Origin of the sequence: Pseudomonas sp. NPDC087639 (assembly GCF_044743385.1) — a bacterium.
GTDB lineage: Bacteria > Pseudomonadota > Gammaproteobacteria > Pseudomonadales > Pseudomonadaceae > Aquipseudomonas.
Window position 1 is genome coordinate 4,504 of sequence record NZ_JBIUWI010000085.1, and the last position, 11,208, is coordinate 15,711.

12 protein-coding genes, 1 tRNA gene and 1 pseudogene are annotated in these 11,208 nt (G+C 57.9%); 6 read left to right on the forward strand and 8 right to left on the reverse strand.

Annotated elements, in window-relative coordinates:
* Both ACIOVB_RS24525 and ACIOVB_RS24530 read right to left on the reverse strand, forming a co-directional pair.
* A pseudogene (locus tag ACIOVB_RS24525) lies at positions 1-133 on the reverse strand (chemotaxis protein); the annotation flags it as partial.
* A gap of 46 nt (positions 134-179) precedes the next feature.
* Entirely contained in the window at positions 180-1,112 is a 933-nt protein-coding gene (locus tag ACIOVB_RS24530) for a chemotaxis protein CheV (protein WP_103304087.1), read from the reverse strand.
* An 82-nt stretch (positions 1,113-1,194) separates the two neighbouring features.
* Between ACIOVB_RS24530 and flgA the strand changes: the two genes are divergently transcribed.
* The 4 genes from flgA to ACIOVB_RS24550 all read left to right on the forward strand — a co-directional run bounded on the left by flgA (position 1,195) and on the right by ACIOVB_RS24550 (position 3,794).
* On the forward strand, positions 1,195-1,956 hold the full coding sequence (gene flgA, locus ACIOVB_RS24535) for a flagellar basal body P-ring formation chaperone FlgA (protein ID WP_187679262.1): 762 nt from the start codon (positions 1,195-1,197) through the stop codon (positions 1,954-1,956).
* 160 nt (positions 1,957-2,116) lie between these two features.
* Positions 2,117-2,443, forward strand: a complete 327-nt coding sequence (gene flgM / locus ACIOVB_RS24540) for a flagellar biosynthesis anti-sigma factor FlgM (RefSeq protein WP_187679263.1) — start codon at positions 2,117-2,119, stop codon at positions 2,441-2,443.
* Between the two features lie 48 nt (positions 2,444-2,491).
* Complete coding sequence (locus ACIOVB_RS24545) at positions 2,492-2,959, forward strand: flagella synthesis protein FlgN (RefSeq protein ID WP_401271939.1); 468 nt, start codon at positions 2,492-2,494, stop codon at positions 2,957-2,959.
* An 88-nt stretch (positions 2,960-3,047) separates the two neighbouring features.
* Positions 3,048-3,794, forward strand: a complete 747-nt coding sequence (locus ACIOVB_RS24550; RefSeq protein ID WP_401271940.1) for a flagellar brake protein — start codon at positions 3,048-3,050, stop codon at positions 3,792-3,794.
* A 65-nt stretch (positions 3,795-3,859) separates the two neighbouring features.
* Here the strand turns inward: ACIOVB_RS24550 and ACIOVB_RS24555 are convergent, their stop codons facing one another.
* The 5 genes from ACIOVB_RS24555 to ACIOVB_RS24575 form a co-directional block, all read right to left on the reverse strand.
* Positions 3,860-5,236 (reverse strand): MFS transporter, encoded by a 1,377-nt coding sequence (locus tag ACIOVB_RS24555; RefSeq protein ID WP_401271941.1) that lies wholly within the window; start codon positions 5,234-5,236, stop codon positions 3,860-3,862.
* A gap of 69 nt (positions 5,237-5,305) precedes the next feature.
* Positions 5,306-6,547, reverse strand: coding sequence for a glutamine synthetase family protein (locus ACIOVB_RS24560; RefSeq protein ID WP_401271948.1), 1,242 nt, complete (start codon positions 6,545-6,547; stop codon positions 5,306-5,308).
* Positions 6,548-6,748: 201 nt separating this feature from the next.
* On the reverse strand, positions 6,749-7,441 hold the full coding sequence (locus tag ACIOVB_RS24565; RefSeq protein ID WP_401271942.1) for a sensor histidine kinase: 693 nt from the start codon (positions 7,439-7,441) through the stop codon (positions 6,749-6,751).
* Positions 7,438-9,042, reverse strand: coding sequence for a response regulator (locus ACIOVB_RS24570; RefSeq protein ID WP_401271943.1), 1,605 nt, complete (start codon positions 9,040-9,042; stop codon positions 7,438-7,440). The genes ACIOVB_RS24565 and ACIOVB_RS24570 overlap by 4 nt, the downstream gene beginning before the upstream one ends.
* A 475-nt stretch (positions 9,043-9,517) precedes the next feature.
* Positions 9,518-9,594, reverse strand: a tRNA-Arg gene (locus ACIOVB_RS24575).
* A 296-nt stretch (positions 9,595-9,890) separates the two neighbouring features.
* On the opposite strand from ACIOVB_RS24575, the gene ACIOVB_RS24580 reads away from it, so the two are divergent.
* Entirely contained in the window at positions 9,891-10,118 is a 228-nt protein-coding gene (locus ACIOVB_RS24580) for a hypothetical protein (protein WP_305439312.1), read from the forward strand.
* Between the two features lie 20 nt (positions 10,119-10,138).
* Complete coding sequence (locus ACIOVB_RS24585; RefSeq protein ID WP_401271944.1) at positions 10,139-10,318, forward strand: PA3371 family protein; 180 nt, start codon at positions 10,139-10,141, stop codon at positions 10,316-10,318.
* Here the strand turns inward: ACIOVB_RS24585 and phnN are convergent.
* Positions 10,293-10,862 (reverse strand): phosphonate metabolism protein/1,5-bisphosphokinase (PRPP-forming) PhnN, encoded by a 570-nt coding sequence (gene phnN / locus ACIOVB_RS24590; RefSeq protein WP_401271945.1) that lies wholly within the window; start codon positions 10,860-10,862, stop codon positions 10,293-10,295. The genes ACIOVB_RS24585 and phnN overlap by 26 nt on opposite strands.
* Between the last annotated feature and the right edge of the window lie 346 nt (positions 10,863-11,208).

Below are 11,208 nucleotides of genomic sequence, written 5' to 3' on the forward strand. Positions count from 1 at the left end.
TGATGCCTTGCTGCTCCATCAGTTTGTTGAGACGGCTCGAGACCAGGTACTGCTTGTTTTCACCGAGCAAAATGCCACAGGCTTTTTCCAGGAAGACCCGGAACTGTTCGAAATCCAAATTACCCGTAGACAATGATGCCGCCTCTTAAATCGTGTTGACCGCCAGGGACAAAAGGCCCCTAGCTGATATCTGCTGCTTTGATCCGGTCGACTACCCGGGATGCCAGGTCATCAGGACGGAATTTGGCCAAAAAGTCATCGGCACCGACTTTCTTGACCATCGCCTGATTGAATACCCCGGACAACGAAGTATGCAGGATGATATGAAGCTTTTGCATGCGCGCGTCGCCGCGGATTTCCGCCGTCAGGGTGTACCCGTCCATCTCCGGCATCTCGATGTCGGAGATCATCATCAGGAACTCTTCTTCCGGCTTCTTGCCCTCGTCGACCAGCTTGCGCAGGTAATCCAGCGCCTGCTTGCCGTCGTTCAACGCCACCACTTCGACGCCGATAGTCTGCAGGCAACGCGTGACCTGTTTGCGCGCCACCGACGAGTCATCGACGGTCAGCACCCGCAGCGACAACGCCTTGGTCTGCGTCTCGACATCAACCACGCCGACCGAAATCGCTTCCGGCGTTGGCGCAACTTCGGCCAGTACCTTCTCGACGTCGATGATTTCGACTAACTGATTGTCCACCCGAGTCACAGCGGTCAGGTAATGATCGCGACCCGTGCCCTTGGGCGGTGGATGGATCTCTTCCCAGTTCATGTTGACGATGCGCTCCACCGAGCGGACCAGGAATCCCTGGGTCTTGGTGTTGTACTCCGTGATGATCACGAACGGATTTTTCTTGTCTTTCAACGCCCCGGAACCGGTCGCCATTGCCAGATCAAGGATCGGAATGGTCGCCCCCCGGATATTCGCCACCCCGCACACGACAGGACTGGACTTGGGCATCAACGTCAGCGACGGGCATTGCAGCACTTCCCGCACCTTGAACACGTTGATTCCATAGAGCTGCTGGCCGTCGAGACGGAACAACAACAGCTCCAGGCGATTCTGCCCTACCAGTTGCGTGCGCTGGTTCACCGAATCCATTACACCAGCCATGCCCAGACTCCTACACCAACGCCAAGTGTTGTTGCGACGCACATTCATTGCTAAACGGCACGGCGCTTGCTTTTTAACTCGTATGAACGCTCAAACGACATTTTTCCGACGCCTGACATCTCCCCTTCGCAGAGGGCTTTGCGCGGTGTCCGCCGTTTGCTTCTTCTTCGCCGGCAGCCCTGCCATTGCTGATGCGGTTACCTTGCCTGACATGCTTATCGGCGTCACTCAGGGCTTTCTTGAGTTCACCGTAGAAGACTATCTGGCAACCAGTCAAACGGAAGGCCGCTACGAAATCGAAGTCAACCAGCTCGACCCCCGTATGCGCATGCCTATGTGCGACAAGGAATTGACAGCGTCTCTGGAGAGTCCGGCACGTCCGCTGGGCCGGGTAACCGTGAAGGTTCGCTGTGAAGGCGCCTCGCCCTGGACGGTGTTCGTGCCCGCTCAAGTCCGCCTGTTTCGCGAGATTGTGACCACCACCCGACCGCTCAAACGCGCCGGGATAATCGAACCTCAGGACGTGACCTTGCGCGAGCGCGACGTCAGCGTGATCAATCAAGGTTTCTTGACGTCGGTGGACGAAGCGATCGGGCAAAAATTAACCCGACCAACGGTCGCTGATCAGGTCATTACCCTGGTGCATCTGGAACAGGCCGAAGTCGTGCGCAAGGGTGATCAAGTGGTCATCACCGCCCGCAGCGGCACGCTCGCCGTGCGCATGCCCGGTGAAGCCCTGGCCAATGGCGGCCTGAAAGAACAGATCCGGGTGAAAAACCTTAACTCCCAACGAGTCATCAAGGCGCAGGTCACCGCGCCGGGCCAGGTGGAAGTGGCCATGTAAAACGCTGATGAGAAAACTGGCGCGGACCCCGTCGCTTCCCTAAACTGTGCCGCAGCAGGACACGCGCCGGCGCATGCAAGCTCATTGATAAATGGGCCTAAAGTTTTCCAGGGGATGGCCGAAAACATGGCAAGCGTCCAAATTCCCAGAGGTTTTTATCATGGTCATCGATTTCAGCCGTTTGAACAGCTCCTCGTCACTTACGGGCAGTACACGTACCAGCAACGCCAAGGAAACCGCCGAAACCGGCACCTCCGCGCCGCTGAATACCCAGGCCGAATCGGCCAGTACCGCAAAGAGCGGGGAATCGGTACACCTCAGCAATGAGGCTCAACAGTTGCAGAAGGTCACTGACAAGCTGCGCGATCAACCTGCTGTCGACAAAGCCCGTGTGGCCGAGTTGAAAGCCGCGATTGCCGATGGCAGCTATAAAGTCGACAGCAACCGTGTAGCCAGCAAACTGCTCAACTTCGAAGCCCAGCGCTAGGCTTTTGCCTGCGCCAGGCTTTTGGACGCTTAAAACCCAAGGCCAGCCATGCACGACACTAATTTACTGCAACTGATCATCGACGACTTTGCTCCAGCTCAACAATTGCTGGAGTTACTGCAAACCGAATCCCTCGCCTTGCACGGTCGCGACATGCCACTGCTGGAAGAAATTCTGGCGCGCAAACAGGCATTGATCATTCTGCTTGAACAGCATGGCCGCAAACGCAGCGAAATCCTCGCCAGCCTCAACCTGCCGACCAATCGGCAGGGTCTTGAGCAACTCGCCAGCCAGTCGAGCATCGGCGAGCAGTTGCTCAGCAAGAGCGACTTGTTGACTGACCTCATCGCCCAATGCCAGGCGGCCAACGTCAACAATGGCCAGTCGATCCAGGTACAGCAGGCCGCCACGGCCAATCAGCTGAAAATCCTCAACGGGGGCGAACCGCCAGCGCTGTATGACGCCAGCGGCACTTTTGCCAAACCCGCCAAGCCGCGTACATTCAGCCAGGCATGAGCCGTTGATGCGCCAGCCCTATCAACTCGCGAAACATACTGGCAAAATACTGGCCAGTCGTCATATTTTGTCTGGAGAGTGATAAACCGTGTCCAACACGCTAAGCGCGGATGATGCTCCGCAGCCCCCAAAGGTGCTCACCACGCCACTGGAAATCTCCAGCAACCTGCGCCAGCTGCAAGATAGCCACGACCCGCTGATCATCACGTTCCATGAACGCAGCCAGCGTTTCCAGACCTACCTGATCAAAGTCGACCGCGACACCGCATCAATGGCTCTGGACGAAATGATCCCGCGCGATGGCGAGCGCTTCCTGCTCGCCGGCGAACCGTTCAAGATCGAAGGTTTTCATGAAGGTGTACGCATTGCCTGGGAATGCACCGGCACGCTGAACATCGAAGAATCCGACGGCGACCGCTTTTACACTGGCGAACTGCCGACCGAGGTGGTTTACCACCAACGCCGCAACGCCTTCCGCGCCGCATTGAAGCTGACCGACCTGGTCGGCGTCGAACTGGGCGGTGAAAAGCTCAAGGCGCCAATCAACGGCAAGCTGCTGGATATTTCCGCCACCGGTTGCAAACTGCGCTTTGAAGGTGACATCACCGAGCGCCTGCAACTGGGCCAGGTCTACGACCGCATGATCGCCCCGCCGCTGTTCGGCAATCAGCCGGTCTCCGTAGAACTGCGCTATCTGCACTTCGAAGAAAAACTCAACATCACGTTTGCCGGTCTGCGCTTCCACAACATCAGTGGTCAGGCGGCACGTAACGTTGAACGCTTCGTCTATCAGTTGCAGCGTGAAGCACGGCGTTTCGATAAAGACGACATGTGATTCGAACATGCAAATGAAAAGGGCAGTCCTTGGCGGGACTGCCCTTTTTTACTTCCGACGATGCTTCAAGGCCTGGCGCCACTGATATCCGGGGTGGGTTTGTCGCTGTCGTCATCCGGACTTTCTGCCGGCTCAGACTCCGGTTCTATCTCAGGTTCTGGTTCTGGTTCCGGCGTGACCGTATTCTGCATCTGCTCCTGCACCACCTGCTCATCAACACGCGGGTCGAGGGCCGCCACCAGCGGCGAGCTGGACATGCTGTCCGGCATTGCCACGTGATGCAGCGGCGCGTCGTCGACCTGATGCAGATTGGTGACGGCTTTCGGCCGTATCCGCCATACCAGCACCAGCGCAAAGAAGCTGAAGAACGCGTACAGGCTCTGACTGCCGAAGAATTTCATCAACACACCAGCGGCCAGCGGGCCGATACTGGCGCCAACCCCGTAAGTCACCAGCAACATGGCCGTCAGCGACACCCGGCGATCACCCTCTACGTGGTCGTTGGAAAACGCCACCGCCAGCGGATACAGACAGAACTGCACCAGCGAACAGAGGAAGCCGACCACAAACAGCACCTCCAGCGGCACCTGCGGCAGGATCGCCAGTGGCAAGGCCGCCACCGCGAGAAACCCGGCGAAGCAGCGGATCAAAAGCGCCCGATCATAGCGATCGGACAACCAGCCCAGCGGCCACTGCACCAGCAATCCGGCAAAAATGCAGCTACCCATGAACAGACCGACCTGCTCGGTCGACAGCCCCTGCTGCGAGGCATACAGCGGCGCCAGACCATAGAACGAGCCGATGATCAGACCCGCACCGAGCACCGTGCTCAACGACTGCGGCACACGCTTGATGAAGAAACGCGGCTCCATCGGTGCCGGATGCAGCGGCGCCGGGTGAATCCGCCGGGTCAGCGTCACCGGTACCAGACACAGCGCAAAGCACAGGGCGACCAGCATCAGCAGTTCCAGACCCAGGCCCGGGTGCATGACCAGAATCAACTGACCCAGCACCAGCCCCAGGTACGAAGCAATCATGTAGCCGCTGAACACCAGGCCGCGCTGATTGGCGTCGGCCTGCTCATTGAGCCAGCTCTCGATCACCATGTACTGGCACATCATGCCCAGACCGACAATCGTCCGCAGCACCAGCCACGCCGGCAGCCAGTCCACCAGACCGTGGCCCAGCACCGCCGCGCCGACGATCCCGGCACACGCGGAATATGCACGGATATGCCCAACCCGGGCGATCAGCCGGTGGCCGATCTTGCCGCCCAGTACCAGACCGAAATAGTTGGCCGCCATCAGCGCACCGACCCACAGTCCATCGACATTGTCAGCGGCCAGGCGCAAAGCCAGATAAGTAGACAAAAGGCCCGAGCCGATCAACATCATCAGCGAGGCGAAATACAGCGCTCGAAAGGATTTCCAGATTTGGCGCATCGGCGTTCCGAGCGGCTCCTTGCAGTGAATATCGGGCTACCAAAACGATAGCCCTATGGCGACGGTTCGTCAGGCCTGGGCTGCTAGAACACGCCGTTCCCAGGGAGTTATCTCATCAAAGAAGCTGGTCAACTCCATGGTCTTCGAAGCGATGTAGCCTTCGATGAACTCCTGTCCGAACAGTTCCCTGGCCAATTGGCTACGTTTCAGACGTTCGAGCGCGGCATGCAAGGTACACGGCAACGAAAGATTATCCGGCACCGCGAACTCGCCCTGAATCGGTTCGCTCGGTTCAAGCTCATGCTCGATCCCATGCAAACCCGCGGCCAGACTGGCGGCGATCGCCAGATATGGGTTGGCATCGGCGCCCGGCAAACGGTTTTCGACCCGACGGGCAACCGGCGCACTGGCCGGAATCCGCAGCCCTGCGGCGCGGTTATCGTGCGACCAGCAAGCGTTATTCGGCGAAGCGTACGGGTGACACAGACGCTGATAAGAGTTCACATTCGGTGCAAACAGCGCAGTGAAGTCGGCCATGCCCGCCTGCTGCCCACCAATGAAATGGCGGAACATTGCGGTCGGCTCACCTTTCTCGTCACTGAAAACATTCTTGCCGGTAGCAACTTCGACGAGGCTCTGGTGAATGTGCATCGAACTGCCCGGCGTGTGCGCCAGCGGTTTGGCCATGCACACCACGGTCAAACCATGTTTGAGCGCGACTTCCTTGAGCAGATGCTTGAACAGGAACGTCTGATCGGCCAGCAACAGTGGATCACCGTGCAACAGGTTGATCTCGAACTGGCTGACGCCCATCTCGTGCATGAAGGTATCGCGCGGCAAACCGAGGGCCGCCATGCATTTATAAACTTCGCTGAAAAACGGCCGCAGACCGTTGTTGGAGCTGACGCTGAAGGCTGACAAGCCATCCTCGCGGCGGCCGTCGAGGCCAACTGGCGGGCGGAACGGCTGAGTCGGATCGGTGTTCGGGGCGAAAACAAAGAATTCCAGCTCGGTCGCCACCACAGGCGCCAGGCCTCGCGCCGCGTAACGGGCGATGACTTTCTTCAGCTGGCCACGGGTCGACAGGTTGGAGCTTTCGCCGGTCAGTTCGTCGGCATCGCAAATCGCCAGAGCACGTGGCTCGTCGCTCCATGGCAAAGGATGAATCTGCCCAGGGTCGGCGACCAATGCGAGGTCGCCATCATCGCTGCCGTAAAACCGCGCCGCAGGATATCCACCCATGATGCATTGCAGCAGCACTCCCCGCGCCAACTGCAAACGCCGCCCTTCGAGGAAACCTTCGGCGGTCATCACCTTGCCGCGCGGTACGCCATTCAAATCCGGCGTGACACATTCAATCTCATCAATGCCCGTCAATCGCTGCGCGAGTGAACGCTGGCCATCGGTTGTCATGACGCAATCCTTGTTGTTGTGCGAGCCGCGAACGGCGACCCGAACAAAATAGGCTCCGCCTGTTCGGAATATCAAGCGGCGTCATGCAAAAAGCCCGCATCACGGCAGGTAGAGACTGAATACCCCACCGCCCAGCGGGCCGCCGTTACGGATTTCCGTGCGCCCTTCAACACCATTGCGTTGATGCAACGCCGCAATACGAGCCGCGAAATACAAGCCGAGCCCGGTGCTGCCGCTGCTGTGATTGATGCCCTGCACGTAATCGGCCTGACGTTCGAGCATCTCGGCCGGGTAACCGTCGCCGTCATCGTTGATGCTCAACACCAATTGCCCGGCCTCGTCGCTGACGGTGATCAGCAGCGACTCACGAGCATAACGAATGGCGTTGTTGATGCAGTTGCCCAGCACCGACGCGATCAGTTCACGGTCGAAGAAACCCAGCGGGCTCAGCGGATCGACTTCATATGTCGCGACAATTGCGCGACTGGCGAACACCTCTTGATGCGCCGCCAGTTGTGCTTCGATGAAATCATCCAGTTCGTGATAGGCCGGTTGCAGCGGCATCTGATTCACCCCGAGCTTATACAGCCCGAGCAACTGCACCAGCATGCCGTTGAGGTGGGCGAACTCGAAGTCGATCACGCCCTGCTCCGTGCCGGAACGCAGCTCTTGGGGCAAGCGCGCCAGCCATTGGCTGTGGGCCTGCATCAGCATGGCCAGCGAGTTCTTCATGTCATGAACGGTGGAGGCGATCACCGTGGAAAAATCCAAAGCCGGATCAGAGTGGTTCATTCGCCAAACGCCTTGCTTTTCAGCTTCTGATAACGCGAGTAACGCGCGTCGGTATCGGGCATCAGGCCAACCAGTTTCAGGCAGGCCCGACATTCTTCCAGTTCTGCCGACAGCACACTGGTGTCGGTGCCGTGCAGCAGCGACTGAGCCATGTTCAGCGCGATACTGATGTTCTTCGGTTGCATCTTCAGCGCCTTGCGGAACACCTCGCGGGCCTCCACCAGGTTGCCGGTCTTGTACACGCGCACGCCCTGACGATTGAGGTCGGCGGCGGCATTGCTCGAACTGAGAATCGTCGGGTCATCGGTGAGCTTGGCGATGTCTTTCATCACCGCCGGATCGTCGCCGTAGATTTCCGCACAGCTCTTGAGCATCGACGTGCCCGCCTCAGCCTGACCGAGCATCTGCAACTGTTTGGCGACGAGCAGCGCCGCTTCCGGACTCATGAACTGCTCCATGCCGTCGAGACGCATCATGGCTTGCTCGGTAAGCTTGTCGGCAGTTTCGGCATCGTTGAGCAGCAGGCTGGTGGCTTTCATCAGACGCGCACGAATCTGCAAACCGGGGTCGGTCGGGTTCTCTTTGGCCACTGCGCTAAGGGTGGTGTTGATCTCCAGACGCGTGCGCGTATCGAGACCGCGCTCACTGCCTTTGCTGATCAGCGCATGGGCCAGGCCGAGATTGCTTTCCGGGTCTTTGAAGCGCGACTGCGCGCCCTGCGACACAGCTTGGCGATAAGCCCGCGAGGCGGTATCAAAATCTTCGTTAGCCATCGCCAGCTTGCCGAGCAAGGCCTGCCGGCGCACCGCTAGCGGCGACAGGCGAATCGCCTCTTCCAGCACCCGCTGCGCGCCTTTGGTGTCGCCCTCGGAAACCAGCACATCGGCCATGCCGTCATACAGCGCCGGCATCATCGGGAACACCTTCAAGGCTTTTTCGTAGACACCTTTGGCCTGCGCCACTTGCCCACGCTTGAACAGCAGTTTGCCCAACCCGGCAAACGCCCACGGCAACGGTCGGTCAGCGATGATGCTGTCGTAGAGACGTTCCAGTGCTTCGTTCTGGTTCATGTCGCGCAAGGCATCGGCGCGGTAGCGCAGGCACAGCGGCGAATAACGGATGTCCTGCTTGCACAGAGCGATGCAGGCGTTAAGCACCTCGGCCGGCTTGCCACGGTCGAGGGCTTGCAGAATCGGTTTGAGCAACGTCTTGCGCTGCTCCAGACGCTCCAGCCGCTGAGCCAGACCGGAACGGTTGAACGGTTTGGTCAGGTACGCATCCGGCTCGTGCTCCAGAGCACTGAGCACCATTGCCTGACTGGTTTCGGCCGTCACCATGACAAACACGGCTTCGTGGCTGATGAGCTTTTCCGACATCAGGTCTTCAAGGACCTGCTGGCCGTTCTTCTTGCCATCGCCGAGATGGAAATCCTGCAGGATGAAATCGTAGGACTTCTGCGCACACATCTTCAGCGCCTGCTCGCCGGTGTCGGCGGTGTCCACGTCCTTGACCCCCAGCTCGCGCAACATCGAGCGCACGGAACTGCGGAAATCCGAGAAATCATCGACGATCAGAAAACTCTTTTGGTGATACGACAGCATCGAGGATTTCCAGGCAATTGAAGTAGATGAACCGAGGCAAAATTCAGGCGCGCAGATGATAGCCGCCGGCCAAATGCCATCAAGCGATTTCGCGCGAGTCTGAACTCACCGTTTGGGTTATCGGCCACAAGTGGCGTTCTCTGAAGCGGGCGCTTCAAGATTCCTCTCACTGCGAATACCCTGCGCGCCTGCCCACATTTCAATACAAGGCCGACCTCGTGTACATCAAAAGACGCTACATCGTATCCGCCTGTGCGCTGCTGTTTATCCAGCACGTAGCGGCGGCCGGAATGGACTGCACGAAAGCTTCGAAGGCCGAGGTAAGCACTTCGATTGGCAAGTTCGAGGAGAACGGTGACAACTAGCCAAATGACAAGGCGCGCGCTGCCAACAGCAATCTGAAGCTGGAAACACACGGCTTGCAAAAAGCCCCGGTGCAATCGAAATTGCACCGGGGCTTTCTGTTTGAATTTGATGGTGTCCCAGGGCAGGTTCGAACTGCCAACCTTCCCCTTAGGAGGGGGATGCTCTATCCAATTGAGCTACTGAGACACTGAGTTATCACGGGCTGAACGCTGCGCGACGGACGGCGTGCATGTTAACGGCCGAGCCCTGATTTGTCATGTCGTCCGTGGGGCTTTTTAAGTGTAGGCAGGCACCTTGCAATGCTGCGGGAAAATTTACCGTGCATTTTGCACTCCTGCAAAACGCCATCATTGCAGATTGCAACCCGAACCTCCCGAAAAATCCTTCCAAATGCTTGTTTTTAAAGGACTTAACAGCGGTTAGACTGTTGGCACGACGGCTGCTTTGTCTGTTCCATAGAAGAACAACCGGAGCACCGTCCCATGAACAGCACTCTCTTGCTTGCAAACGCAATCGCATTGGCCGTTTTGGTGGGCTTCCACTTTATCCCCGAGGGTGCTGAGCCGGTCGCCCAGCGCATGCCGCACTACTTGCAGGTGCAGAGGGCACCGCAGTTGGCGGTGTTGAGCGATCAGAGCTTCGCACCGCAAGCGGTCAGCGAACCTCAGCAGGCTTTGCCAGCACTTGCTACCGAACGTCTGGTTTTTTGAAATATCTTCAGGAGTACAGCATGTCCAAATCAGCAGCAGGATTTCTGATCCTCGCCTTATTGAGTGGCGTCGTGCATTTTTCGCTGTTCGAGGAAACCGAAGTCACCCTGCCCCTGGTTGGCTGCGGCGTGTTTGCGGTGTTGTTCGTGCTGGCACTGGTTGCCGGGCGCAGGATCAAGTTTGATCCGGTATTGCGTTGATTTTTACCCAATCCAGCAATTGATTGACGGCGTCAGTCAACGCGCCCGAGTTGTCGATCAGGTGAACAGGAGCATCACTTGATCTCCTGTCCTTGAACAACCCGTTGCGGGCAAGCCTTGCGTCGATCTGGTCAATCGTTTCTCGGCCGCGTCTGAGTAGGCGCTCACGCAATACGTCATCCTTCACCGTCAACAAAACCGGCAGCAGTGTCGGGTACCGCTCAAGCGCTTGGCGCAGGTTGGCGCGAGAGCCGTTCACCAATACATGCCTTCCGGCTTTCAACCATTCGTCCATTTCCACCGGGATGCCATAGGCAAGTCCATTGGCCTGCCATGCCAGGGAAAAATCACCGCTGCGTTTACGCTTTTCGAATTCTTCTGGCGTTACACCGATCGCGTCCTCGCCTACCGATTCGGCCGAGCGCGTGATTACCCGGCGCATCACTGAACAGTTCAATTCGCGCAGTGGCTCGCGCGCAGCGTCAATCAGGCTGTCCTTGCCTGACCCGGACGGTCCCATCAGATAAATAAGCCTGCCATCCATCTTGAAAACGCCCTCCGGCCTGCTTCAACGCTAGTAAATCGGCAAATTGCCACTATCCTGTACAGATAAGGATCACGGATCGAACGCCGCATAGGATGCACGTTCTGAGGTCTTCGGACATCAATTGATGTGTACCAGTAAGCGGACAATGATGCGGGCGAAGGCAAAGTTTTCAAACCAGTCCGCATTTCTGATAATTGGTGCTGGCATTACGCCTTTACCCGGCTCAATATTTGTCACAGAATTGACGCCAATGATCTGGCAATTTTGAGGCATGATGCGGGCCTCTTAACAATTCAGGTTGAACCATTTGGCGCGGATGCTTGTCCTACCACACATCCTGCGG